This window comes from Micromonospora sp. NPDC006431, assembly GCF_042870725.1.
Classification (GTDB): Bacteria; Actinomycetota; Actinomycetes; order Mycobacteriales; family Micromonosporaceae; genus Micromonospora.
In genome coordinates this window covers 1-24,627 of the sequence record NZ_JBIAHQ010000004.1, presented here as the reverse complement: position 1 = coordinate 24,627, position 24,627 = coordinate 1, and the positions used below count along the sequence as shown (strand labels likewise).

The window sequence follows — 24,627 nt, the reverse complement described above, 5'->3', positions numbered from 1 at the left end:
CTGGAGGGCGTGGCGGACCCGCTCGGTCTGCTCACCGTCACGCCCGGCCGGTGGGGCGGCACCACAGCGGCTGGGACGACCTCTGACCGGCCGTACTGCCCGGGCACCGGGGCCTGGTGGCCGCCCACCTGCTCCGGGAGATCGCCGAGGCAGCGCAGGAGGACGTCCGCGAGGGCGCCACGATCCTGCCGGCGCTGGCCGAGTGCACCGGCGCGGGCGGTCCGGCGCTCGACCTGGCCCTGGCGTACGGGCTGTGCGCCCGGCACGAGGTGGACCGGGTCGCCGCGCTCGACGCCCTGCTGATGCTGGCCGCGGCCGGAAACCTGGACGCGCCGGCCGTGGGTGGGCACCTGCGCGCACTGGCGGCGGACGGCCAGGTGACGCTGACCCGGGCGGCGACGCCGCTGCGCGACATGGTCGCGGCCGGTGCCCGGCTGAGCACCTGGCGGCTGCTCGCCGCGGTGCTGCCGCCGCTGCTGGCCGCGCCCACCCCACCCCGGGGCACCCCGGACCTGCTCACCCTGGCCGCCGAGACGGCCACCGCGACCAGGGTACGGATCGAGGTGCCGGGCCTGGCCGACGTGGTGGCCCGGGGCGGCGGCAGCCGGCTGGTGACCGAAGCCCGGCGGCTCGCCGCCGCGCTGGACGTCACACACGTCAAATGATGAAGTGCGTCCAGTAGGTCAGCCACACCGCGAACAGCGCGCCCTGGATCAGCGCCAGGGCGGCGGTCAGCCAGCTGTCGAGGGTGGCTCGGTGGGCCCAGCGGGCCAGCACCAGGGCGACCGGGAAGGCGGCGAGCAGGTAGCGGAGCAGGCTCCGGTACACCGGCGGTCCCATCGACAGCGGCACCAGCACCACGATCACCGTGTAGACCAGGTAAGGCAGCTCGGCCCGACGCAGGCCGACGAGCGCCATCACCAACACGGCCACGGCGACCCAGGCCCGTAGGGCGTCGCCCGACGAGCCGGTCAGCCCGTGGCTGATCACCCCCAGCGGATTCTGCACGCTGATGCCCCAGCCCTCTTCCTGAGCATGCTTGTACGCGTACCAGTCGCCGCTCTGCCACTTGCCGAACGCCATGAAGGTCAGCCACCCGGCCGGTACGAGCAGCAGCGGCCAGCCGATCCTCAGGTACCAACCGAGCGACCGGAGCCCGAGGCGGTAGCCGTGCTGGCGCAGCAGCACCAGGGCGAGCGGGACGACCACCAGGAAGCCGATCGAGCGACTCAGCGCGAGGAAGTAGCCGACGATCCCGACCAGCGGCCAGCGGCCCTGCTCGGCGTACCAGAAGGCGGCCAGGGCGAGGCAGAGGAAGAGCGACTCGGTCAGCGCCGCCTGAAACAGGAAGGCGGCCGGCAGGAGCAGCAGGTAGCGGGTGAACCGACGCCCCGAGGCGGCGGCGTCCGCGCCGTTGTCGCCGAGCAGGCGACCGCCGAGTTGATGGGCGTAGTAGAGCTGGAACACGAGGGCGGCGTTGCTGACCAGCAGCAGTGCCCACGCGGTGTGCCCGCCGAGCAGCACGGCGAACGGCCGGGCGAGGAACGGGTAGAGCAGCGGGAAGCCGAAGTCGCGCCAGGGCCGGTCGAGCGGCACTTGGGCTAGATGGTCGTAGAGGAAGGAGTCCCAGGCGAACCAGAGGGAGATCCACCGGTGCGGCGACACATCGTGCTGCTGGGCGCGCATCAGCGTCTCGTCTGCGGGTGGCGCGCCGGGCACCCCGTCCCAGGCGGCCAGCACGGCCACGCCGATCAGGCTGAGCACGACCTTCGACCCGACGAAGACCGCGAGCACAAAACCCCAGGGGGCGGGCACCCGGGCGGCGAGCCCGGACGCCGCACGGGCCGGCGGCCGCAGCCGATCGCGGAGGCGGGAGCGGCGGGCAACCGGGGCCGCACGGCCCGCCCGCAGCCCACCACCCATCCGTCCCCCACCGGTCGTCGCGACCGCGACCGACCGCCGGACCGCGGAGTCCCCGACATCCCGTTGGCACCTCACCCACCGGTGGTCGTCGCCGAACCAAGTGGATTGTGTCCACGGACGGAGCCGCGGCGGACCGGATGCGGGTGAGATTCGCCCGGCCGACACAGGTGAGAAGGGGCGCCGGACGGGTATGCGCGCTGCCGCATCCGACACGGCAGCGGGGGGCTCCGGGCAGCATGGGCGACGACAACGGCACCGTGATCATCGGCGCGGGACCGGCGGGTCTGACCGCCGCGTACGAACTGCTGCGCCACGGCGAGCCCGTCCGTGTCTTCGAAGCCGACGACGTCGTGGGCGGCATCAGCCGCACGGTCGAGCGGGACGGCTGGCGCTTCGACATCGGGGGGCACCGGTTCTTCACCAAGGTCGCCCGGGTCGAGGCCCTCTGGCACGAGATCCTGCCGGACGAGGATTTCCTGCTCCGACCCCGGATGAGCCGGATCTACTACCGCGGTGCGCTCTTCGACTACCCCCTGAACGCCGGCAACGCGCTGCGCAACCTGGGCATCGCCGAGGCGGTTCGCTGCCTCGGCTCGTACGCGTGGACGCGGCTGCGGCCGCCGAAGGACCAGTCGCACTTCGAGGGCTGGGTGTCGGCCCGGTTCGGGTGGCGGCTCTACTCGATCTTCTTCAAGACCTACACCGAGAAGGTCTGGGGGATGCCGGCTGACCAGTTGCAGGCCGACTGGGCGGCGCAGCGGATCAAGAACCTCTCGCTCGCCAAGGCGCTACGCAACGCCCTGCTGCCTGGGCGCAACCGCACGGACGTGACCAGCCTGATCGACCAGTTCCAGTACCCGAAGTTCGGGCCCGGAATGATGTGGGAGCGCTGCGCCGAGGAGGTGCAGAAGCGGGGCGGATCGGTGGCTACCCGCATCCGCGTGACCGCCGTGCACCGGGATCCCGCGACCCGGCGGGCGACCGGCGTGACCGTGGCCGACGCGGACGGGGAACGCACCGAGCGGGCCGACCACGTCGTCTGCTCGATGCCGATCTCCGCGCTGGTCCACGCCATGCGCCCGGCGGCCCCGCCCGAGGTCCGCGCCGCCGCCGACGACCTGCGCTACCGGGACTTTCTGACCGTCGCCCTGGTGGTGCCCGCCGAGTTCTCCTTCCCCGACAACTGGATCTACGTGCACGATCCGGCCGTGCGGGTGGGCCGCATCCAGAACTTCGGCTCCTGGTCGCCGTACCTGGTCAAGGACGGGCGTACCTGTCTCGGGCTGGAGTACTTCGTCTTCGAGGACGACGAGATGTGGCGTACCCCGGACGAGGAACTCGTCGCGCTCGCCACCGCGGAGCTGGAGCGGCTCGGTCTGGTCCGGCCCGGCTGCGTAAAGGCCGGCCACGTGGTGCGGATGCCGAAGGCGTACCCGGTCTACGACGAGCGGTACCAGCGGAACCTGGACGTGATCCGCGACTGGTTGGCCCGCGAGGTGCCGAACGTGCACCCGGTGGGGCGCAACGGGATGCACCGCTACAACAACCAGGACCACTCGATGCTGACGGCGATGCTGACCGCCGAGAACATCGCCCACGGCACCCGGCACGACGTCTGGACCGTCAACGTCGAGCAGGAGTACCACGAGCAGCGGTCGTCCGGCGACGGCCGGCACGGCACGGGCCGGGATGCCCCGATCGTGCCCGCCCGCCCGAGCGGCCGCGTCGGGTACCGCCGGATCGGGTCGGTCCGGGCCGCCCGGCCCGCTCCGGCACGGCGACCCTGAGCCGGCCGGGTAAGGGCTGTGACGTGAGGGTGGTCATAACGGCTGGACGTCCCGGGCGGGACTGCTGCTAGCCTTCTCGCCAGGTCATGAGCGCCAGCGCCAAGCCCCGGCTCGCTGGCCGGCAACCCTCCTCCGCGGTGGGGTGCCCCGGGTGAGGACCAGGCATCGGCAGCACGCCGGTGCAAGCGTGGCCTGGTACCCAGGTCATCACCGACCAGGGAGAACCGTGTCTGCTCACTTCCGCACCCTGCCCGCCGACGGCGTCGCCTACCCGGCCGGTTTCGCGCTGGTCAAGCGCCGGCACGTCGACCTGATGCGGGTGTGCAGCGACGCCTGTCGCCGAATGCGCTGAGCGCTCAGCTCCCTTCCTTCCGCACCATCCCTTCCGGCTCGTCCGTCGCGGGCGCGCCGTCGGCGGCGTACGCCCACGTCGCCATTCGACCCTGGAGACACCTGTGCGATTCCTTCCTGCCCTGACTCGCGTCGCCGCGCTCGGCGCCGCCGCCGTGCTCGCCGCCACCGCGCTGACCGCCTGCGGCGCCAACAGCGGCGCCACCAGCGAGGCCGCCAACCCGTACGGCCTGCTCCAGGCCGGCGTGCTGCGGGCCGGCACGCTCACCGACGCCCCGCCGAACGTCTACCTGAAGGACGGCAAGTTCACCGGCTTCGACAACGACCTGCTCAGCGCGGTCGCCGCCAAGGTGGGCCTGAAGGTCGAGTTCGTCGGCACCGACTTCTCGGCCCTGCTCTCGCAGGTCAACAACCACAAGTTCGATGTGGGCAGCTCGTCCATCACCATCACCGAGGCCCGCAAGAAGACCGTCGACTTCGGCAACGGCTACGACTTCGGCTACTTCGGGCTGGACGTGCCGGCCGGCTCGTCGATCACCAGCTTCGACCAGCTCGCCGGCAAGCGGGTGGTGGTCGTGCAGGGCACGGTGCAGGACGACTACGCCACCCGGGAGAACCTCAACCCGGTGCGGGTGCCCGACTACAACGGCGCGATCAACCAGCTCAAGGCCGGCACCGCCGACGCCTGGATCGCCCCGGCCGAGATCGGCGACAAGTCCGCCGCCGACAGCAACGGCAAGATCAAGGTGGCCGCCAAGCAGCTCAGCCCGGCCCCGACCGCATACGCGTTCGCCAAGGGCAACGACAAGCTGCGCGAGGCGCTGAACAAGGGCCTCGACGAGGTGATCGCCGACGGCACCTGGAGCAAGCTGCAGGCGCAGTACTACCCCGGCCGGCCGATCCCGGCCGACTTCAAGCCCGGCAGCGGCGCGGTCGCGGTGCCGTCGCCGTCGGCGGCTTCCTGACGTACGACGACGAACGAGCGGGGCGGTAGGAGAGACGTCTGATGGATCCGTTGAGCACCCTGTGGGAGACCTTCTTCGACTGGGACTCCATGCGCGAGGCGCTGCCCGAGATGCTGACGGTCGGGCTGCCGAACACGCTGATCCTGGCGGTCTCCGCCGCCCTGCTCGGCTCGGTGCTGGGCATGCTGCTGGCGATCGCGGGCATCTCGCGTACCCGATGGTTGCGGTGGCCGGCCCGGGTCTACACCGACGTGTTCCGCGGCCTGCCGGCGGCGGCGACCATCCTGCTCATCGGCGTCGGCCTGGCGCCGCTCGGCATGCAGGTGTGGGGGCCGAACCCCTACCCGCTCGGGGTGCTGGCGCTGTCTCTGATCGCCGCCGCCTACATCGGGGAGATCTTCCGCTCCGGCATCCAGAGCGTGGAGGCCGCCCAGTTGGAGGGGGCCCGGGCCCTCGGCTTCTCCTGGGGCGAGGCGATGCGGCTGGTCATCGTCCCGCAGGGGGTACGCCGGGTGCTGCCGGCGTGGGTCAACCAGCTGATCGCCCTGATCAAGGACTCCAGCCTGGTCTACTTCCTGGGCCTGGTGGCCAGCCAGCGCGAGCTGTTCCGGATCGGCCAGGACTACGCGGCCACCACCGGCAACGAGTCGGCGCTGCTGCTGGCCGGCCTGTTCTACCTGGCGCTGACCGTGCCGCTAACCCACGCGGTCAACTGGATCGACCGCCGGCTGCGGCAGGGCCGCACCGTCGCCGTCGCCCCGGACGACGCCGACGACGCCGGCCTGGCCCTGGCCGGGGAGACCGGCCTGCCCGCCACCGGACGGAGGGACCCGCGATGACCGCCACCGCCACCGCCACCACCGACACCTCGGTCAGCCTGGCCGTCCGGGACGTGCACCTGGCCTTCGGCGCGCACGAGGTGCTGCGGGGCGCCGACCTGGACGTGGCCCGGGGCGGCACCACCTGCGTGATCGGCCCGTCCGGATCCGGCAAGTCGACCCTGCTGCGCACCATCAACCGGCTCATCGAGCCGGACCGCGGCGACGTGCTGCTGGACGGCCGCAGCGTGCTGCGCGACGACCCGGACGCGCTGCGCCAGCGGATCGGCATGGTCTTCCAGCAGTTCAACCTCTTCCCGCACATGACCGTGCTGCGCAACCTCACCCTCGCCCTGCGGAAGCTGAAGAAGCTCTCCGAGGACGAGGCGGTGCAGGTGGCCCGGGCCCAGCTGGAGCTGGTCGGGCTGGCCGCCAAGGCCGACGCCCGGCCGGCGCACCTCTCCGGCGGGCAGCAGCAGCGGGTGGCGATCGCCCGGGCGCTGGCCCTGCGGCCGCAGGTGATGCTCTTCGACGAGGCCACCTCGGCGCTCGACCCGGAGCTGGTCAAGGGCGTGCTCGGGGTGATGGCCGACCTCTCCGCCGCCGGCATGACCATGGTGGTGGTGACTCACGAGATGGGGTTCGCCCGCGAGGTGGCCGACACGGTGGCGTTCATCGACCGGGGCGTCGTGCTGGAGGCCGGCGAGCCGGCCGCCGTCTTCGAGGCGCCGGAGCACCCGCGGCTGCGCCGGTTCCTGTCCCAGGTGCTCTGAGCGCCCGACCGGTTGCGCCAGTTCGGCGAGGCGGCGGTGTCCGGCGCGTCGGGACACGGCCACCTCGCCGACCTCGCGCCGCTACCCGCCGCCGCGTCCGTCGCAGCGGTCGGAGAGGGCGTACCGGGTGAGCACCACGTCGCCGATCTGGCGTACCTCGACGACCCGGGCGCGGCGGCCCGGGTGCCACGGGTAGCGCCCGTCCGCGACGAAGCGGGGCGCCCGACCGTCGCCGACGAAGAACGGCGCCACCACCAGGTGCAGCTCGTCGGCGAGGCCGGCGGCGAGGAACTGGGCGTGCACGCTGCCGCCGCCCTCGACCATCAACCGGCGTACGCCCCTGGCGGCAAGGTCGGCGAGCACCGCCTCCGGGGTGACCGGGTCGCCGGCGTCGACCACGGTGGCCACCGCGCCCACCTGCTCCCGGGTCTTCTCCACCGCGCCGCGCGGGCAGTAGACCAGCTTCGCCCCGTCGCCGAGGGTGAAGAAGCGGGCGGTCGGGTCGAGGTCGCCGCTGCCGGTGACGGTGACCTTGACCGGCGACGGCGGCAGGCCGTGCGCCACCCGGTCGGCCCGCCTTCGGTCGGAGCGCACCAGCAGCCGCGGGTCGTCCCGGCGGACCGTGGCCGCACCGACCAGGATGGCGTCGCAGCCGGCCCGGACCGCGTCGATCCGGTCGAAGTCGGAGTCGTTGGAGAACAGCAGCCGCTCGGTGGAGGCGTCGTCGATGTAGCCGTCGATCGACATTGCGCAGCTGAGCAGCACGTACGGCCGGGCGGTCACGGCACGAACGGCAGGTCGAGGGCATGGTCGGCGCGGGTCGCCTTCGCCGCCAGGTAGCTGGCGTTCGCCGGGGACAGGTGCACCCCGGTCGGCACCCGGTCGACCACCGTCACGCCCAGCCGGTCGAGCTGGGCCGCCTTGTCCGGGTTGTTGCTGAGCAGGTCCACCCGGGTCACGCCCAGCGCGGCGAGCATCTGTGCGGCCACCGTGTAGTCGCGCTCGTCGGCGCCCCGGCCCAGCGCCACGTTCGCCTCGTACGTGTCGAGGCCCCCGTCCTGGAGGGCGTACGCGTCGAGCTTGGCGTACAGGCCGATGCCCCGGCCCTCCTGGCGCAGGTAGAGCAGGTAGCCGCCGGCCTCGGCGATCCGCTCGACCGCCTCCCGCAGCTGGGGACCGCAGTCGCAGCGCTGGCTGCCGAACACGTCCCCGGTGAGGCATTCGCTGTGCGGGCGCACCAGCGGCGGGGACGCGTCCGGGGCGGCCGGGTCCCCCGCCCGGTCGCCGAGCCCGAAGGCGAGGTGCTCGCGGCCGTCCACCAGGCCGTGGAAGGAGTAGACCCGGGCGGCCGTCACGTACCCGTCGGGGAACCGCAACGGGACCGTGACCTGGGTCCGGACCGTCGCCGTGGGCAGCGCTTCGTCCATCCGTTCTCCTTCGTCCGGGGCTGCCGGACGCGCCGGCAACGCACACCTCGCACCCTCACCGTAGGCGGGATCACCGACAGTCGCCGGACACCCGCGAAGGGAACCGGCGCACCAGCAGCACCGCCGCGCCGGGCAGGCTGGCGACCAGGACCAGCGCCCCGTACACCGTGGCGGTGGCGACGCCCTGGGCGGCGGTAAGCCCGGCGGCGGCGAACGCCCAGGCGGCCACCCCCTCGCGCGGCCCGAAACCGGCCACGTTCGCCGGCACCCCCATGGCGAGCAGGGCCAGCAGGGTCAGCGGCAGCAGCCGGGACAGCGGCGCGTCGGCGCCGGCGGTGCGCGCCGCGATCAGGAAGGTGGCCAGGTGGCCGGCGACCGCCACGGCGGAGGCCAGCACCACGCCGAGCCAGGTCCGTCGGGCCACCAGCCCGGCCCGGACGTCCGCCACCGCGGTACGCGCCGCCCGGGCCCACCTGGACGCGCCGGAGCGGGGCACCGCCCGGGCCAGCAGCACCAGTCCCAGCCCGGCGGCGGCCAGCCCGGCCACCACCGCCGGCAGGTACGGCCGGACCGGGGAGGGCAGCACGGCCAGCACGGCCAGCGCGATGACCAGCTGCACCACCTGCCCGGCGGTACGCTCCCAGACCACCGCCCGGACGCCCCGGAGCACATCCCCGGCGTCGCGGCCGTGCCGGACCGCCCGATGCACGTCGCCGAGCACCCCGCCCGGCAGGGTGGAGTTGAGGAAGACCGCCCGGTAGCAGTGAGCCACGGCGGCGGGCAGCGGCAGCCGGATGCCCAGCCCGCCGGCGACCAGCGACCAGCGCCAGGCGCAGCAGACCGTGGTGACCGCCCCGATGGCGAGCGCGGCGGCGAGGGCCGGCGCGTCGATCAGCCGCAGCCCGGCCAGGAACGGGCCGGTGCCCACCGACCAGACCAGTACGGCGAGCACCCCGAGCCCGCCGAGCGCTCGGATCCACGGCCAGGGCGACCGGGTCGCCGGGGGCGGGCCGGCCTCGACGGCGGCCGGGCCGGAGCGGGCGACCGGCTGCTCCGGGTCGCGGCGTGGCGTCAGACACGCCGAGCCGGAGTGGCCGGAGGGAGGGTCCGGGAGCGCCTTGGTGGTCGTGACGATGCTGGCATGTGACAACCCGTCCTCCTTGGATCCACCTGTTGTCACGTGCCGTGGGGCGCCACGGTTCACCCGGCCAGCAGGTCGGCGTGGTGCAGCACCACCCGCAGCCGGCCGGCCGCCGCCTCGGCCAGCCGCCGGTCCCGGTACGCCCCGACCGCGCCGGCCAGCTCCGGCCGCTCCGCCACGGCCGCGTCGAGCCAGCCGACCAGCCACTCGGCGGTCAACGCCGCCTGGTCCGGGCCGAGCCGCCACGGGCTGGCGCGGACCTGCACGCCGACCCCCCGGCGGCGGAAGGCCGCCACGGTGGCGTCCACCGCGTCCGGCCCGAGCAGGGCCCGCCCGTCGACGGTGCGGCGCTGGTCGGCGTTGAACGCGGCGGCGAACTCGGCGTCGAGCGGGTCGGCCGGGCTGAACTCGACCCGGCCGAGCACGGAGATCGCGAAGAGGGTGGGGTGGCCGGCGCAGGCGGTCACGATCTGCTCGATCTCCTCGGCGGTGAGCATGTCCAGCAGCGCCGACGCGGTGACCAGGTGGGCGTCGGCGAGGTCAGCGGCCCGCAACCGGGTGATGTCGGAGCCGCAGGTCTCCACGGTGACCGGGCTGCCGTCGGCGGCCACGTGCACCGGCTCGGCGGCGGCGAGCGCCCGCAGGTCGCCGTCCCGCTCGTGCAGCACCCAGTGCTGCGGTCCGGGCAGCCGGGGCGCGAGCCAGCGGGCCATCGAGCCGGTGCCGCTGCCCAGGTCGTGCACGACCACCGGGCGGTGGGCCGGCAGCCGGTGGCGGACCGCGTCGACCAGCTCGGCCGAGCGGGCCGCCGCGTCGGCGGGCTCGCGCAGCCGCAGCCAGTCGGCGAAGTCGGGTGGGAGCAGGGTGGTCATGCCGTCGCCTCCGTCAGGGCCGTCGCCAGCCGGTCCGCGGTGATCGTCCAGCCGGTGAGGGTGTCCCGCCGGCGTCGGGCCGCGCCGCGCAGCCGGGTCCGCAGGTCCGGCCCGGTGAGCCAGCCGCGCAGCGCCGCGGCCAGCGCCGCGGGGTCGTCGGGAGGTACGAGCAGGCCGGGACGGGCCCCGTCCGGGGCGTGCCCGAGCGCCTCCGGCAGCCCGCCGGTCGCGCTGCCCAGCACCGGTACGCCCCGGGCGAGGGCCTCGGTGACCGCCATCCCGTAGGTCTCCTGCCCGGACGGCAGGACCAGCAGGTCAGCGGCGGCGTACGCGGCGTCCAGAGCGGTGCCGGTGCACGGGCCCGGCAACCGGACCCGGTCGGCCAGGCCGGCGTCGGTGAGCTGCCGCCGGAGCCGGTCGACGAAGCCGGGATCCCGGGTGAGCGCGCCGACGCAGTCGCACGTCCAGGGCAGGTCGGCGAGGGTGGCCAGGGCGGCGGCGAGCACGTCGTGCCCCTTGACCGGGGTGACCGCCGCGACGCAGAGCAGCCGGCCGCCGGCCGGTGAGCCGGGGGCGACCGGCGCCGGGTCCACGCCGGGCGGGGCGGACCACACCCGGCCGGCGGGCAACGCGTACCGGTCGAGCAGCCGGCGGCGCGTCCACTCGCTGGTGGTGACCACGCCGGCGGCCAGCGCCAGAGTCCACGCCTCGGCCTCGTCCTCCAGCGGCAGGTGCACCAGCACCACCAGGCGCAGCCGCATGGCGTGCGGCGCCAGCACCTCGGGCACCACGGACGCGACCAGCCCGTCGAGCAGCACGAGCGCGCCGCCGGGCAACCCGGCGAGCACCCCGGCGAGGGCAGCCCGCTCCCCCGGCCCGGGACGCGGCCAGCCGCCGGGCACCGGGTGCTCCCGCACCGCCCAGCCGAGGGCGGTCAGGCCGTGGCAGGCTCGCCGGTCGTACGCGTTGCCGCCGCTGGGGGTGGCCGGGTCGTCGATGTCGCCCGGCAGCACCACGTGGACGACGGTCATCCGGCTACAGTGACCGCTCGTAGCTGGCCCAGGCGACGTGCGACTCGTGCAGGGTGACGGTGATCCCGGCGAGCCCGCGGGCGCCCGCGCCGAGGCGGCCGGCGTGCACGGCCTCGGCGAGCCGGTCGGCGACCGTGCGGGCCAGCACCTCGGTGGTGGTGTTCACCCCCGCGAAGGCCGGCTCGTCGTCCAGGTTGCGGTAGGTCAGCTCGCCGAGCACGGCCTTGAGCTGCTCGGTGGCCAGGCCGATGTCGACCACGATCCCGTCGGCGTCGAGCTCCGCCCGGCGGAAGGTGGCGTCGACGACGAAGGTGGCGCCGTGCAGCCGCTGGGCCGGGCCGAACACCTCACCCCGGAAGCTGTGGGCGACCATCATGTGGTCCCGGACGGTCACGCTGAACACGGATCACTCCTCGTCGTAGGTGATGAGGTGGCAGAGCGCGGGCAGCCGGCCCGAGGCGAGCCGGTCGAGCGCGTCGGGCAGCTCGGCGAAGCGGGACCGGCCGGTGAGCAGCGCGTCGAACACCGGGTCGGCGAGCAGTTCCAGGGCCAGCGCCAGCCGGTCGGCGTAGCTGCGGTCGGCCCGCCGGGGCGACACCGTGCCGACCTGGCTGCTCCGCACGCCCAGCCGCTTCGAGTGGAATGCGCCGCCCAGGGCCAGGGTGACCGGGCGGTCGCCGTACCAGCTCAGTTCGAGCACGCTGCGCTCCGGGCGGAGCAGGTCGAGCGCGCGTTGCAGCCCGGCGGCGGTGGCGCTGGCGTGCACCACCAGGTCCCGGTCGCCGGCCGCGTCGGCGGGGAGGGCGAAGTCGACCCCGAGCGCGGCGGCCACCCCGGCCCGCGCCGGGTCCGCGTCGACCAGCTCGGTGCGTACGCCGGGGAAGCGGGCCAGCAGGGCGGCCACGCAGCAGCCGACCATGCCCGCGCCGATCACGGTCACCCGGTCGCCGACCAGCGGCGCGGCGTCCCAGAGCGCGTTCACCGCGGTCTCCACCGTGCCGGCCAGCACCGCCCGGGCCGCCGGCACGTTCTCGGGTACGGCCACCACCGCGTCGGCCGGCACCACGTACCCGGTCTGGTGGGGGTGCAGGCAGAAGACGATCCGCCCGCGCAGCGCGTCCGGGCCCTCCTCGACCGTGCCGACGCTCAGGTAGCCGTACTTCACCGGGGCCGGGAAGTCGCCCTCCTGGAACGGGGCGCGCATGCTGGCGTACTGGTCGGCGGGGACCCGGCCGGTGAAGACCAGGGTCTCGGTGCCCCGGCTGACACCGGAGAAGAGGGTGCGGACCAGCACCTCGTCGGGGCCGGGCGGGGGGAGTTCGACCGGGCGCAGTTCACCCTCGCCTGGGGCGCGGAGCCAGAAGGCGCGGGCTTGCCGGGTCACCGATTCTCCTCTGCTCCGCATCCGGACCGAACCGGTCGGCCGGATTTCCCGTGTTGATGGACAGGGGTTGTCGATCATAGACACGGAGGCAGGGTGTCCACGGTTCGAAACGGCCCACTGGTCGGGCTGATCGTCCAGTTCGTTCTGCTGACCGGGCTCGCCGGCACGGTGGGGATCGGCATGCCGGGCTGGCTCGCCGGCCTGGCGTACGGCGGGGTGCTCTGCGGCCTGCTGTGGCGCGGCCTGCGCGCGAGCGGCGCGGAGCGGCTCGGCCCGGCCGACCGGGTGACCCTGGCCCGGGCGCTGCTGGTCGGCGGGGTGCTGGCCCTGGTGGTGCCGGGCGGCGCCGGGCCGGCGCCGGTGGCGGTGCTGGTCCCGCTCACCGCCGTGGCGCTGGCGCTGGACGCGGTCGACGGCGTGGTGGCCCGGCGTACCGGCACGGCCAGCGCGCTGGGCGCGCGGTTCGACATGGAGGTCGACGCGTTCCTAATCCTCGTGCTCAGCGCCCACCTGGCGCCGTCCGTCGGCGGCTGGGTGCTCGCCATCGGCGGCATGCGGTACGCCTTCGTCGCGGCGAGCTGGCTGCTGCCCTGGATGCGCGGCACGCTGCCGCCCCGGTACTGGCGCAAGGTCGTCGCGGCGGCGCAGGGCGTGGTGCTGGCGGTCGCGGCGAGTCACCTGCTGCCGCCGGTGGCGACCGCCGCGCTGGTCGCCGGCGCCCTGGCCCTGCTGGTCGAGTCGTTCGGCCACGATGTGGCCTGGCTCTGGCGGAACCGCCCGGCCGGTGCGGCAGCCCCGCCCGCCCGGATCCCCGCTCACCAGCCGGTCTGAGCTCACCCCCGCAGGAAAGGACGTCGCCGTGTCACCCCTCATCTCCCGGCGGCGGCTGGCCGTCGGCCCGCCCGTCCCGCCGCCCCGCACCCCGGCCTCGGCACCCGCACCCGGCGAGGCCGGCCCGCCGAAGGAGCCGACGTTGCCGGGCGAGGCCGGGCCGCCGAAGGAGCCGACGCTACCGGGCGGGGCGATCGCGCCGGAGGCGCCGACCACGCCACGCGAGGTGGCGGCGGCGCGGGGGCGCCGGATCCTGGCCGGGGCCGGCACCGGGCTCGCCGCGGTGCTGGTGGTGGCGGCGCTGGTCGTACCGGACGAGCTGCACCGGCTCGAGCCGGGCGCGTTCCTGCGGATCCCGCTGGAGGGGCTGGTCGCGGCGGGGCTGCTGCTCGTCCTCCCGGCCCGGGCCCGCCGGCCGGTCGCGGTGCTGCTCGGCCTGGTGCTGGGGCTGCTCGGCCTGCTCAAGCTGCTGGACATGGGCTTCTTCGTGGCCCGGGGCCGCACATTCGACGTGCTGCTCGACTGGGGGCTGTTCGACGACGGTTTCGGCTTCCTCGCCGACTCGGTCGGCCGGACCGGCGCGGTCGCCGCGGCGGCCGGGGCGCTGCTGCTCGCCGTCGGCCTGCCGGTCCTGATGGCCTGGGGTGTGCTGCGGCTGGCCCGGGTCGCCGTCCGGCACCGGGCCACCTCGGTGCGGGTGGTCGCGGCGCTGTCGGTGCTCTGGCTGGGCTGCGCCCTGTTCGGGGTCCGGCTCGCCGCCGGCGTGCCGGTCGCCGACCGGGACGCCACCGCCCTGGTCGCGGCACACGCCGGACAGATCCGCGCCGGGCTGCGGGACCGCGTCGCGTTCGCCCGCGAGGTGTCCGTCGACGCGTACCGGGACGTCCCCGGTGACCGGCTGCTGACCGGGTTGCGGGGCAAGGACGTGCTGGTCGCGTTCGTGGAGAGCTACGGCCGGGACGCCGTCGAGGCCCCCGGGCTCGCGCCGGGCGTGGCCGCGGTGCTCGACGACGGCTACCGGCGGCTACGGGCGGCCGGGTACGACGCGCGCAGCGGCTTCCTCCGCTCGCCCACCTTCGGCGGCGGCAGTTGGCTGGCGCACGACACCCTGCTCTCCGGGCTGTGGATCGACAACGACCAGCGCCACCGGGACCTGCTGGCCGGCGACCGGCTGACCCTGAACGGTGCGTTCCACCGGGCCGGCTGGCAGACCGTCGGGGTGATGCCGGCCGCCACCCAGCCGTGGCCGGAGGGGAGGTTCTTCGGGTTCGACCGCTACTACGACGCCGAGAAGCTCGCCTACCGCGGCCCGAAGTTCAGCTACGCGCCGATGCCCGACCAGTACGCCCTGGCCACCTTTCAGCGGCTGGAACGGGCGGAACCGCACGCCCCGCTGATGGCGGAGATCCCGCTGATCTCCAGCCACTCGCCGTGGTCGGCGATCCCCCAGCCGGTGCCATGGGCGGCGGTCGGCGACGGCACGATCTTCCACCAGGCCAGGATCGAGGGCCCGGTGCAGCGGGACAGCGCCGGGATCCGCGCCGGCTACCGGCAGTCGATCGAGTACACGTTGCGCACCCTGGTCTCGTACGTGCTGACGTATGGCGGGGACGACCTGGTGCTGGTGTTCCTGGGCGACCACCAGCCGGCGGCGCCGGTGACCGGCGAGCACGCCAGCCGGGACGTGCCGATCACCATCGTGGCGAAGGACTCGAGGGTGCTGGACCGGATCGCCGGCTGGGGCTGGCAGGACGGCCTACGCCCCGGGGCGCAGGCCCCGGTGTGGCCGATGGACGCCTTCCGGGACCGGTTCCTCGCCGCCTTCGGCCCGACCCACTGAGCCGGCCGCGCCATGCTCCGGGTGGTCGGCAGGCCTGGAGGGGCGGTGCCGCCGACGAACTTGATGACGTAGCTGGATCGGCCCGCAGGCCTGTCCTCGTCGGGCTCTTTCGAGCTGATGGCGTAACCGACTCAGCCCACGGCGACCGGGCCTGAATCGTTTACGCCATCAGGTCTGTAGTGGGCGAGGAGAACCTCCGCCAGGGTGCCCCGCGGCAGGTCCGGGGCGAGGAGCACCTCCGCCACGGCCGGCAGCAGCTTCGGCGCGGGGGCGGTGACGTGGTCGCGTCTCCGCGACGCTCGGTGCCGCAGCCGGCGAGCCGGCGCCGGGCTCAGACCGCGGCAAGTGTCGGCGACCCCGCGGGTCGCTGGGTGCGCCGTCGTCAGGCGGCGTCGCGCCGCCGGTCGCTTGCCATCGGGTCGGACGCCTCCTGGGTCGCGTACCGCCGCCCGCCGCCCCGGGCCACCAGCATCGCCCGGCGGGCGTAGACCAGTGGCGCGCAGGGCACGCCCTGGTCGACGCAGAGCGGACTGGCACAGGTGCCCGTCGCGTCGGGTTGGTGAGCGGCGGCCACGTCGTACGCCACCCGCCACAGCAGCGTGTCGATCACGTCGTCCGGCAGCACTGCGTCGTGACTGGGCCGGATGCGGTTCGCCTCGGGCACCCCTTTCCCCTCTCGTCCTCGCTCCGGGTTCGATGACCGGAGCAGGTTGACGTCAAACCTGCCCCGGGCGACCGGTCACCGTCCATGAGGCGTCCGTCACTCAGGGAATTCTCAGGCCGGGTGCGCCGTCTATTTGATCTTCCGGGTCGACCGGACCACGAGCTTCTCGTACTCCGGGTGCTTGCCCAGCCACCCGCTGAGGAACGGGCAGATCGGCACCACCGTCCGGCCCCTGCTCCGCGCGTCCTCCATCACCGCCCGGGCCAGGGTCGATCCGACCCCCTGACCCTCGAACTCCGGGTCGACCTTGGTGTGGGTGTAGGCGATGATGCTGCCGGTCAGCTGATAGGTGACCACCCCGGCGAGCGTCCCCGCCTCGTCCCGCGCCTCGAATCGCTCCCGCTCAGGTACGTCTGTCACGGTAAACTGCACCCCGCCATCCAACCACGGCGGTCAGCGGGCTCCCGGGTCCCCGGGAGTCAGCCGCACCCACCGCAGTGTCTGGGCGTTCAGGGCCACGACGATCGTCGACGCGGACATCAGCACGGCGGCGGCGGCCGGGCTGAGCGAGACACCGGCCCAGGCGAAGACACCGGCGGCCACCGGGATCGCCACCACGTTGTAGCCGGCCGAACAGATCAGATTCTGGACCATCGTGCGGTAGGACGCCTTGGACAGCCGCACCGCGGCGGGGACACCGCGCGGGTGCGAGCACGACACCGGCCGACTCGATGGCCACGTCCGTACCGGCGCCGATGGCCAGCCCGACGTCGGCGCGGGCGAGGGCGGGCGCGTCGTTGACGCCGTCCCCCACCATCGCCACCCGGTGGCCGCGCTCCCGCAGGCCCGCCACGATCTCGTCCTTGTCGGCGGGCAGCACCTCGGCGAACACCTCGTCCACGTCGGGCCGGAACCCGAGGTCGACCGCCACCGCCTCCGCCACCGGGCGGGCGTCCCCGGTGATCATCGCGATCTTCCGGACCCCGAGTTGCCGCAGTTCGACGATCGCCTGGCGGGCCTCGGGGCGTACCTCGTCCTCCAGCGCGTGCCCGTCTTGTCGATCAGCACCACGTCCACGCTGCGCATCCGCTCCAGCGACAGGCGGTCCTTCACCAGGATCCCGACCCGCGCCGCCACACTGGTCGACAGGGCGATGACCAGCGGAATCGCCAGGCCGAGCGCGTGCGGGCAGGAGATCACCAGCACGATGACGGTGCGTACCACGGCCTCGTCCACCCGGCCCAGCGCGGCCCAGACGACCAGGCTGACCACGGCGGTGGCGGTGGCGACGTAGACCAGCCACGCGGCGGACCGGTCGGCGAGCGCCTGGGCTCGGCCGCCGGCCTCCTGCGCCTGGGCGACCAGCCGCTGGATACCGGCCAGCGTGGTGTCCTCCCCCACCGCGTCGACGCGTACCCGCAGGGCCGAGTCGGTGGCCAGCGTGCCCGCCGCCACCCGGTCCCCCGTTCCCCGCGGCACCGGTCGCGACTCCCCCGGTGATCATCGACTCGTCCAGTTCGGCGGCGCCCTCGACGACGTGCCCGTCCGCGGGCACCCGCCCGCCGGGGCGGACCAGCACGAGGTCATCCGGGCGCAGCCCGGCCACCGCCACCCGCTGCACCGAACCGTCCGGCCCGACCCGTTCGGCCTCGTCCGGCAGCAGGGCGGCCAACGCGGCCAGGGCCCGCGCGCCTGGCCGATCGCCGTCATCTCCTGCCAGTGGCCGAACAGCATGATCGTGACCATGCGGCGAGCTCCCACCAGAAGTCCAGGTGGAAGACGCCGATGGTGGTCGCCACCGAGGCGAGGTAGGCCACGGTGATCGCCAGCCCGATCAGCAGCATCATGCCGGGGGCCCGGTCCCGCACCTCTCGGACGGCCCCGACCAGGAAGGGCCAACCGCCGTAACCGAACACCACCGAGCCGAGCACCGGACCCACCCACGTCACACCTGGGACGTGCAGCGAATAGTGCAGCCAGCTCATCACCAGCTGACTGGTCAGCAGGATGGGCACGGTCAGCGCCAGGCAGAGCCAGAACCGACGGCGGAACATCGCGGGGTCGTGGCCGGTGTGCTTGTCGTGCCGGTGGTGCGCCGCCCGGCCGCCGGCACCGCCGGGCCGCCTGCCGCTGTGGTCCACCGCTCTCGCCTCCCGCGGGTTCCATCGCACGCTACGGCTCCCTGCTCCCCGCCGCACGGGCAAAGCGGCGAGACCAGACCAACAAGTGCCGGACGTGGCGGGCCACAGCCCGGTAGGCACGGCTCGGGGTGGTTGCCGAGTTGCCGGTACCGCGGCGGTGGGCCGGTGCGGACGGCCACCCCGGGTTACGCTCGGCTCACGACGGAGCCGGAGGACGGCATGAGCAGCCAGACGACCGAGACGGCGATGCCGGCGGCGTTCTTCGGGCACGGCAACCCGATGAACGCCCTGGAGGTCAACCGCTACACGGCCGCCTGGCGGGAGTTCGGCCGGGCGGTGCCCCGGCCCCGGGCGATCCTGGTGGTGTCCGCCCACTGGTACATCGGCGCCACCGCCGTCACCGCGATGCCCCGGCCGCGCACCATCCACGACTTCTACGGCTTCCCCCAGGAGCTGTTCGACGTGCGCTACCCGGCGCCCGGACTGCCCGAACTGGCCGAGGAGATCAGCGACGCGGTCCATCCCACCTGGGTCGGCGCCGACCTCGACTCGTGGGGCATCGACCACGGCACCTGGTCGGTGCTGACGCACGCCTTCCCTGACACGGACATCCCGGTGGTGCAGCTCAGCATCAACGCGTTCAAGCCGCTGGACTACCACCTCGACCTCGGCGCCCGGCTCGCGCCGCTGCGCGAGCGCGGCATCCTCGTCGTGGCCAGCGGCAACGTGGTGCACAACCTGGGTGGAGTTGACCCACGGCTGACCGACGAGGGCTTCGACTGGGCGCGGCGCTTCGACGACGCGGCCCGGGACATCATGCGGGGCAGCCCGACCGAGGCCGCCCGGCTGGATGGGCACCGCGACTTCGACCTGGCCGTACCGACCCCCGACCACTTCATCCCGCTGCTCTACCTGGCCGGGTTGGCCGGCGCCGCCGACGGCCGGCCGGACGTGCTGGTCGACGGATACGCGTACGGGTCGCTGTCGATGACGGCGTACACGCTGGGGCTCAACTGCCGCCAGGAGAAGCCCGCCGCCGGCGCACCCGCGCTCCCGCGGGAAGTGCCGCCGGACTCAGCCAACATTTGACCGCCGCGGAATTACCGCCCCGCCCGGGGGCCCGCGCTCAGACCGGTCGCCGGATTCCGGCCCTGCCAGGGCCACCGGCCGTCGATCTCCACCTCGAGCGAGAAGCTGAGAAAGGTCCGGACCAGCACGATCAGGGCCAGCACGCCGACGCTGGCGAAGGTGGGCGAGACCGCCACGGTTCGGATGATGTCACCACCGACCAGGAACTCCAGGCCGAGCAGGATGGCCCGCCCGACGCCCTGCCGGTAGGGCGGGTAGACGTCGACCAGCCGGCGGGTCCGCCACCAGCCGCGCACGAAGACGACCGTGGCCATGATGACGCCCACGGCGATGACCAGCACCCCGGCGAGGTCCAGGAACTCGCCGATCAGCTGGATGATGTCCCTGGTCGGCATCCGTCACCCCCCGGCACCCGGCTCGCTGCGGGACCCACCATCCCGCATCTCCGGCCGCCGTCTGGGCGGTTTCGGCAGTTCGGAGTGCGACGACGGGAAAGCCTGCGGCGGCCCATCCCGCCCACCTAGGGTGGGAACACAGGCGAGGCGCAGCTGGCGAGGAGCGGACGTGACGGAGCCGGAAGAGGACGAGGAGAAGACCCACAAGACCGACGAGGTGCTCTTCTCCCCCGACGGGGACCCGCACCACACCCCGTCGCAGAACCCACGGCCCGACGAGCACCAGCCCGTGCGGTTCCAGCACGACGGCGAGACGGACACCGTCGTGGACGAGTGACGACGGTGGAGGCGTCCGCCGACGCCCCCACCCCGGTCGTACTGGTCAGTCCTCGGCTCGCCAGCGGTAGAACGGCTTGGCCACCGAGTCCTGCGGCCCGCGCCAGATGTCCGGACGGTACGGGCTGATGTAGGGGCTGAGGTCCTCCATCACCTTGCTGAAGGCCGGCTTGTCGTGGTTGTGCCGCATGGCCTCGGCGAGCGACGCGTCCTGCTCGAGCAGGTGCACGTAGACGTCGTCGATGGCGTACAGCCAGCGCCCGGTGACCCCCAGCTCGGCGGGGAGCGGGCCGGCGTCGGACTCGGTGAAGACGCGCGCCACGTCGGGCTCGGCGCCAGGCTTGATCCGGCCCACGATCATGGTCAGCGTGGTGTCCTCGGGCCCCTTCCCGTCCGGCACCCACTGGTAGAACTCCTTCGCCACGGAGTCGGACGGGTTCTTCCAGTACCTCGGGTACGGCGTCACGTACGGGCCGATGGCCTCGGCGATCTTCTGGAACGCGGGCAGCCCACGGGTCTGGCCGGACACCTTCGGGTCCTGCTTGCGCTCGATGACGTGGATGTAGAGGTCGTGGTGCGACAGCAGGATCCGCCCGATGACTCCGAGGTCCTGCGGTCGGGTGGTCTTGTCGTAGTGCCCGAAGACGTCGCCGACGATGTTCTCACTGCCGGGGACCATGCGGCAGACGATCACGTTCCGGAAGACCATGGCTGCTCCTTGGGTGGGTTTCGGTGGTAGGCGGACGGGGACGCGGCGCGCCGGAGGTGCTAGGCGGCGAAGGTGACCGGAAGCTCCAGCAGGCCCCGGAACGGCGACGCGGCCGGCAGCCGGCGTACCTCGGCGACCGGCACGGCGAGCCGCAGCCCCGGCAGCCGGCGCAGCAGCGCACCGAGGCCGATCTGCGCCTCCATCCGGGCCAGCGAGACGCCCAGGCAGTAGTGGACGCCGTGGCCGAAGCCGAGGTGCGGGCCGCGGACGCGCCGTAGGTCCAGCTGGTCCGGGTCGGTGAAGTGCGCTGGGTCGTGGTTGGCCGCATTGATCACCACTCCGACGATCGACCCGCGCGGGATGCACCCCCCCTCGTACTCGACGTCCTCGGTGGCGATCCGCGGGCTGGCCACCGGCAGCGGGCCGTCGAACCGGAGCAGTTCCTCGATCGCCGACGGCAGCAGGTGTGGCGTGGTGCGCAGCAGTTCCAGCTGCTCGGGATGGGTCAGCAGGGCCAGCGTGGCGTTGCCGAGGAAGTCCGCGGTCGTCTGGTGCCCGGCGAACAGCAGCAGGAATGTGGTGGTGACCAGTTCCGCTTCGGACAATGCCCGATCCCGGTCACAGGAGTCGATCAGCGCGCCGATGATGTCGTCGGCCGGGTGCGCGCGTTTGGCCTGCATCAGGTCGACGAGGTAGTCGTGCAGCTTCAGCTGGGCCTCCTGTACGGCCGCCCGCTCCTCCTGTGGAGGGCGGCGGGAGGACCCGGAGGTCCGGATCACCTGGGTCCAGTCGAGCACCCGCCCGTGGTCGGCCTCCGGGATGCCGAGCAGCTCGCAGATCACCATCATCGGCAGCGGGATCGCGAACTCGTGCATCAGCTCGGCCTGGCCCTGCGGGACGATCCTGTCGAGCAGGCCGTCCACGATCTGCACCACCCGCGGCCGCAGCGCGTCGATCCGACGCGGCGCGAACGCCTGCGAGATGATCCGGCGCAACCGGGTGTGCTCCGGCGGGTCCGAGTTGAGCATGTTCTTGTTCAGGCCCTCGGAGTTCGGCCCGAAGAGCCGCAGGTAGTGCTGGCCGGGGCCGTAGAGGTCCTTGGACAGTCGCGGGTCGGTCAGCGCCGTCTTGGCGTCGTCGTACCTTGTGATCAGGTACTGGTCGAAGCGGGGCGAGCTGACCGGGCACACCGGTCGGTCGTCCCGCAGCCGCGCGAAGCTGGGATAGGGGTCGGCGGCGAACTCGTCGGTGTAGAACTCCGAAGCGGGTACGGCTTGCTCGGTCATCTCGCCTCCTCGGGCTCGCTGCCGACGCTGTGCAGCACCTGGTAGGTGTGCCGCTGCGCGGATTCGCGCAGCTCACGGATCATGCGCAGGAGCCGGTCCCGGTGCTCGCTGCGGCCGAAGGCGTCCAGCCGTTCCCGGTCCGCCCAGTCGCTGATGATCAGGTAGCTGCGCGGGTCGTCGGCGTCGCGGATCAGGTCCTGGTGCAGGCAGCCGTCCAGGGTGCGGATCTCCTCGGCCGCGGAGAGCCACTCCGCCTCGAAGCGGTCCTCGCAGCCTTCCCTGGTCCGCATCGCGAGCACGGTGCGCACCCGGGTCATCGCGCACCGCCGAACACGAGGTGCAGGTGCTTGCGGAGCGCGTCGGCGTCGATCGGCTGGCTGCGGAACCCGACGTGCCCGTCCGGCCGGACCAGGTACAGGGCGGTGCCGGCGACCCCGTACGTGGCGCGGAACTGGCCCTCGTCGTCGCGTACCAGCGGCGGCGCGAGCAGCCGCGGCGCCTGGGCGTCCGGGCTGAGCAGCAGGTACCCGTCGACCTCCCCGGCCGTCTGGCCGCGGACCTCGGCGTACAGCTTCTTCATCGCGGCCAGCGCCGCCTCGTCGGCGGAGCCGTCCGCGTACACCAGCAGGGTGTGCCGGGTGCCGCGGGTGAGGTCGCGCAGACGCAGCGGGTGTCCGACGCCCTGCCGGCGCAGGCCGCCGACGTCGGGGGCGCGGTCGCCGGGCCGGGGGCCCTGCCGCAGCGCGTCCGGGTCGGTCAGGCACTCGCCGACGAGCGGGCTGTCGGCGTAGCTGAGCAGCATGGACATCTCCTGGAGGAACTGACGCTTCAGGTCCTCGCGGTCCAGCTCGTCGGTGAAGGCCATCCGGACCGCGCGCCCGACGATCTCCTCGCCCTCCGGGCGCCGTTCGGTCTCGTAGCTGTCGAGCAGTCCGGGTGCCGCGATTCCGCGTACCGCCAGGGCCAGCTTCCAGGCCAGGTTCCAGGCGTCCTGGATCCCGGTGTTCATGCCCTGGCCGCCGGCGGGCGGGTGCAGGTGCGCGGCGTCGCCGGCCACGAACACCCGGCCGTCCCGGTATCGGTCGACGATGCCGTGGCTGATCCGGAACACCGACGACCAGCGCAGGTTCGACGCCCGGGTGCCGGGTGGGGCCAGGTGGTCGAGCGCGGCCTGGACGTCGGCGAGCGTCGGCGCGGCCAGCTCCTCGCTGAACCCCGGCGGTGCGTCCTGCCCGCCGGTCTGGGCGAAGAACCGGGGCGGCGCCAACGTCGCGATGCGGTACCGGGCCTCGCCGCGCAGCGGGACGCAGACGAGCATCCCGTCCATCCGGCCGTCGGTCTCGTGCAGGAACCGGAGCAGGTGGCCGTCCGGCATGTCCCAGTCCACGTCGACGTCGCCGAGCATGAACAGCTGCGGGAACCGGCCGAGCCCGCCGGTGAAGGTCAAGCCGAGCAGCTCGCGGACCCGGCTGTGCGCGCCGTCGCAGCCGACCAGGTACTTCGCCCGGACCGTCTCCCGGCCACCGTCGGCGGTCGCGACCGTGGCCAGCACGCCGTCGTCGTCCTGGGTGAACTCGACCAGTTCGGCGCCGCGCTGCGGGCGTACGCCGAGGGTGGCCAGCCGTTCGGTGAGGATCCGCTCGGTCTCGTACTGGGGCAGGCCGAGGTGGGCGTACGGCAGCTCGGGCAGCTCCCAGCTCATCCGGTGGGTCTCCACACCGTTGACGAACACCATGTTCCCGGTCAGCCAGAGCCCGGCGTCCATGGCCTCCCGCACGATGCCCTGGTCCTCCCAGAGCTCCATCGTGCGGCAGTGCACGCCGATCGCCTTGTCCGCCTGCCCGGGCGGCGTGGCCAGCTTGTCGATCACCCGGCACTCGATACCGCGCCGGGCCAGCTCGACGGCGGCGGTCAGCCCGGTGGGCCCCGCCCCGACGACCAGTACGTCCGTTGTCCTGTCCACGTCGGCCTCCCTGCCGGTACTCAGTGCCCAGGTGCTCCCGGAATCGGCCGCGACGTGGAACAGGCGGCGCCGGAAGTCGAGAAGGAACGGTGCGATCGGCCCAGCCTCCTGCTCGGCGTGCGCCGGGTCGCCGATCCAGCGGTGGAACTCGGCTTCGCTGTTCCATTCAGCGAAGATGTGGAAGATGTCCGCACCGGGCTCGCGCAGCAGCTCCTCGCGCACGTACCCGGGTATCCCGGCCATCCGGGTGAGGACCTCGGCGTAGCCGCGCTCGAACTCGGCGAGCCGGGCGGCCGGCACGGTGACCTCGACGTCCACGAAGATCGTCGAGCCGGCGCCGCCGGGATCGCGCATCACCCGGTAGCTGCCCGGGCCGGGCGGCTCGACCAGCGGCCGGACGGCGCCGGCGAAGCGCCCGGCGACCGCCCCGTTCTCGTAGTCGCGCAGGGCCGACTCGTCGGCCCACTCGGTGACGACGACGAACACGCGCGGGTCGCTGGCGTCGAGCAGCAGGTCCTGCCGGAGGTTGCCGGCCAGGCCGGCGATCTGCCCGGCGGCCGTCCGCCACGCCGCTGCCACGGCGGGCTCGCACCCCGGACGCGCGCGCATCCGGACCATCGTCCTGATCATGAGGTCTCCTTCGACGGCCTACGCGGGCAGACGGTGGACCTGTCGAGGCCAGCGGGCCCGGACCACCACGACGTCGTCCTGCGCACCCTGCCGGAGGTCGCGTCAACCCGCCGTCACCGGCGGGCGGCGGGCAGTCCGCGACCGGTGACGCCGTGGGGACGGGCCCGGACTAGTCGCAACGCCGTTCAGTTAGGGCGGTGGCTGGTTCGTCAAGGGTCGTCGGTGATGACGTCGATTCTGGTGGTGGCCTTGTAGGTGCGGCGGTCGATGT

General features: G+C 73.7%; 25 protein-coding genes, 1 pseudogene and 1 riboswitch. Of the genes and pseudogenes, 10 read left to right on the top strand and 16 right to left on the bottom strand.

Annotated features, from left to right (window positions below):
• Positions 1-116 precede the first annotated feature (116 nt).
• Positions 117-665 carry a hypothetical protein gene (locus tag ACFYM6_RS09235; protein ID WP_387273813.1) on the top strand — a complete coding sequence of 183 codons (549 nt, stop codon included), beginning with the start codon at positions 117-119 and terminating at the stop codon, positions 663-665.
• Here the strand turns inward: ACFYM6_RS09235 and ACFYM6_RS09230 are convergent.
• Positions 658-1,923, bottom strand: a complete 1,266-nt coding sequence (locus ACFYM6_RS09230) for a hypothetical protein (RefSeq protein WP_387273811.1) — start codon at positions 1,921-1,923, stop codon at positions 658-660. The two genes, ACFYM6_RS09235 and ACFYM6_RS09230, sit on opposite strands and share 8 nt — an antisense overlap.
• Before the next feature lie 236 nt (positions 1,924-2,159).
• Here ACFYM6_RS09230 and ACFYM6_RS09225 point away from each other — a divergent pair, with 236 nt between their 5' ends.
• From ACFYM6_RS09225 to ACFYM6_RS09205, 5 genes are all read left to right on the top strand, one after another.
• Positions 2,160-3,710 carry an NAD(P)/FAD-dependent oxidoreductase gene (locus ACFYM6_RS09225; protein ID WP_387273809.1) on the top strand — a complete coding sequence of 517 codons (1,551 nt, stop codon included), beginning with the start codon at positions 2,160-2,162 and terminating at the stop codon, positions 3,708-3,710.
• Positions 3,711-3,792: 82 nt separating this feature from the next.
• A riboswitch (SAM riboswitch) is annotated at positions 3,793-3,904 on the top strand.
• Positions 3,905-3,936: 32 nt separating this feature from the next.
• Positions 3,937-4,062, top strand: coding sequence for a hypothetical protein (locus ACFYM6_RS09220; RefSeq protein WP_387273807.1), 126 nt, complete (start codon positions 3,937-3,939; stop codon positions 4,060-4,062).
• 103 nt (positions 4,063-4,165) lie between these two features.
• Positions 4,166-5,026: an ABC transporter substrate-binding protein gene (locus tag ACFYM6_RS09215; protein ID WP_387273805.1), complete on the top strand. Its 861-nt coding sequence runs from the start codon at positions 4,166-4,168 to the stop codon at positions 5,024-5,026.
• Positions 5,027-5,067: 41 nt separating this feature from the next.
• On the top strand, positions 5,068-5,865 hold the full coding sequence (locus tag ACFYM6_RS09210; RefSeq protein ID WP_387273803.1) for an amino acid ABC transporter permease: 798 nt from the start codon (positions 5,068-5,070) through the stop codon (positions 5,863-5,865).
• Entirely contained in the window at positions 5,862-6,617 is a 756-nt protein-coding gene (locus ACFYM6_RS09205) for an amino acid ABC transporter ATP-binding protein (protein WP_387273801.1), read from the top strand. The genes ACFYM6_RS09210 and ACFYM6_RS09205 overlap by 4 nt, the downstream gene beginning before the upstream one ends.
• A gap of 81 nt (positions 6,618-6,698) precedes the next feature.
• On the opposite strand, the gene ACFYM6_RS09200 is transcribed toward ACFYM6_RS09205, so the two are convergent.
• The 7 genes from ACFYM6_RS09200 to ACFYM6_RS09170 form a co-directional block, all read right to left on the bottom strand.
• Positions 6,699-7,400, bottom strand: coding sequence for a RibD family protein (locus ACFYM6_RS09200; protein WP_387273799.1), 702 nt, complete (start codon positions 7,398-7,400; stop codon positions 6,699-6,701).
• Positions 7,397-8,044, bottom strand: coding sequence for a GTP cyclohydrolase II (ribA, locus tag ACFYM6_RS09195; RefSeq protein ID WP_387273797.1), 648 nt, complete (start codon positions 8,042-8,044; stop codon positions 7,397-7,399). The genes ACFYM6_RS09200 and ribA overlap by 4 nt, the downstream gene beginning before the upstream one ends.
• A gap of 70 nt (positions 8,045-8,114) precedes the next feature.
• Positions 8,115-9,020 carry a lysylphosphatidylglycerol synthase domain-containing protein gene (locus ACFYM6_RS09190; RefSeq protein WP_387274530.1) on the bottom strand — a complete coding sequence of 302 codons (906 nt, stop codon included), beginning with the start codon at positions 9,018-9,020 and terminating at the stop codon, positions 8,115-8,117.
• Positions 9,021-9,244: 224 nt separating this feature from the next.
• Positions 9,245-10,057 (bottom strand): SAM-dependent methyltransferase, encoded by an 813-nt coding sequence (locus tag ACFYM6_RS09185; protein WP_387273795.1) that lies wholly within the window; start codon positions 10,055-10,057, stop codon positions 9,245-9,247.
• Positions 10,054-11,088 (bottom strand): glycosyltransferase, encoded by a 1,035-nt coding sequence (locus tag ACFYM6_RS09180; protein ID WP_387273794.1) that lies wholly within the window; start codon positions 11,086-11,088, stop codon positions 10,054-10,056. The genes ACFYM6_RS09185 and ACFYM6_RS09180 overlap by 4 nt, the downstream gene beginning before the upstream one ends.
• Before the next feature lie 4 nt (positions 11,089-11,092).
• Positions 11,093-11,491 (bottom strand): 6-pyruvoyl tetrahydropterin synthase family protein, encoded by a 399-nt coding sequence (locus ACFYM6_RS09175; protein WP_387273792.1) that lies wholly within the window; start codon positions 11,489-11,491, stop codon positions 11,093-11,095.
• A gap of 3 nt (positions 11,492-11,494) precedes the next feature.
• Positions 11,495-12,472 carry a dehydrogenase gene (locus ACFYM6_RS09170; RefSeq protein WP_387273790.1) on the bottom strand — a complete coding sequence of 326 codons (978 nt, stop codon included), beginning with the start codon at positions 12,470-12,472 and terminating at the stop codon, positions 11,495-11,497.
• A gap of 93 nt (positions 12,473-12,565) precedes the next feature.
• On the opposite strand from ACFYM6_RS09170, the gene ACFYM6_RS09165 reads away from it, so the two are divergent.
• Together ACFYM6_RS09165 and ACFYM6_RS09160 are read left to right on the top strand one after the other, a co-directional pair.
• Entirely contained in the window at positions 12,566-13,303 is a 738-nt protein-coding gene (locus tag ACFYM6_RS09165) for a CDP-alcohol phosphatidyltransferase family protein (RefSeq protein ID WP_387273788.1), read from the top strand.
• Positions 13,304-13,331: 28 nt separating this feature from the next.
• Positions 13,332-15,143, top strand: a complete 1,812-nt coding sequence (locus ACFYM6_RS09160; RefSeq protein ID WP_387273787.1) for a sulfatase — start codon at positions 13,332-13,334, stop codon at positions 15,141-15,143.
• A gap of 382 nt (positions 15,144-15,525) precedes the next feature.
• Here ACFYM6_RS09160 and ACFYM6_RS09155 read toward each other — a convergent pair whose 3' ends face one another.
• The 3 genes and pseudogenes from ACFYM6_RS09155 to ACFYM6_RS09145 form a co-directional block, all read right to left on the bottom strand.
• Entirely contained in the window at positions 15,526-15,807 is a 282-nt protein-coding gene (locus tag ACFYM6_RS09155) for a hypothetical protein (RefSeq protein WP_387273785.1), read from the bottom strand.
• 129 nt (positions 15,808-15,936) lie between these two features.
• A complete protein-coding gene (locus ACFYM6_RS09150) occupies positions 15,937-16,227 on the bottom strand; it encodes a GNAT family N-acetyltransferase (RefSeq protein WP_387273783.1) in 291 nt (96 codons plus the stop codon).
• A 33-nt stretch (positions 16,228-16,260) separates the two neighbouring features.
• Positions 16,261-17,861, bottom strand: a pseudogene (locus ACFYM6_RS09145) (HAD-IC family P-type ATPase).
• A gap of 306 nt (positions 17,862-18,167) precedes the next feature.
• Between ACFYM6_RS09145 and ygiD the strand changes: the two are divergent.
• Positions 18,168-19,037 carry a 4,5-DOPA dioxygenase extradiol gene (gene ygiD / locus ACFYM6_RS09140; protein ID WP_387273781.1) on the top strand — a complete coding sequence of 290 codons (870 nt, stop codon included), beginning with the start codon at positions 18,168-18,170 and terminating at the stop codon, positions 19,035-19,037.
• Positions 19,038-19,048: 11 nt separating this feature from the next.
• On the opposite strand, the gene ACFYM6_RS09135 is transcribed toward ygiD, so the two are convergent.
• Positions 19,049-19,432, bottom strand: coding sequence for a DUF1622 domain-containing protein (locus ACFYM6_RS09135; protein WP_387273779.1), 384 nt, complete (start codon positions 19,430-19,432; stop codon positions 19,049-19,051).
• Between the two features lie 169 nt (positions 19,433-19,601).
• Between ACFYM6_RS09135 and ACFYM6_RS09130 the strand changes: the two genes are divergently transcribed.
• A complete protein-coding gene (locus tag ACFYM6_RS09130) occupies positions 19,602-19,769 on the top strand; it encodes a hypothetical protein (protein ID WP_198940372.1) in 168 nt (55 codons plus the stop codon).
• 45 nt (positions 19,770-19,814) lie between these two features.
• Here the strand turns inward: ACFYM6_RS09130 and ACFYM6_RS09125 are convergent, their stop codons facing one another.
• From ACFYM6_RS09125 to ACFYM6_RS09110, 4 genes are read right to left on the bottom strand one after another with little or no spacing between them, the layout of a single operon-like run.
• Complete coding sequence (locus tag ACFYM6_RS09125) at positions 19,815-20,477, bottom strand: TcmI family type II polyketide cyclase (protein ID WP_357445205.1); 663 nt, start codon at positions 20,475-20,477, stop codon at positions 19,815-19,817.
• A 59-nt stretch (positions 20,478-20,536) separates the two neighbouring features.
• Positions 20,537-21,763: a cytochrome P450 gene (locus ACFYM6_RS09120; RefSeq protein ID WP_387273777.1), complete on the bottom strand. Its 1,227-nt coding sequence runs from the start codon at positions 21,761-21,763 to the stop codon at positions 20,537-20,539.
• Complete coding sequence (locus ACFYM6_RS09115; RefSeq protein ID WP_387273775.1) at positions 21,760-22,053, bottom strand: putative quinol monooxygenase; 294 nt, start codon at positions 22,051-22,053, stop codon at positions 21,760-21,762. The genes ACFYM6_RS09120 and ACFYM6_RS09115 overlap by 4 nt, the downstream gene beginning before the upstream one ends.
• 23 nt (positions 22,054-22,076) lie before the next feature.
• Positions 22,077-24,356, bottom strand: coding sequence for an FAD-dependent monooxygenase (locus tag ACFYM6_RS09110; protein ID WP_387273773.1), 2,280 nt, complete (start codon positions 24,354-24,356; stop codon positions 22,077-22,079).
• Positions 24,357-24,627 lie beyond the last annotated feature (271 nt).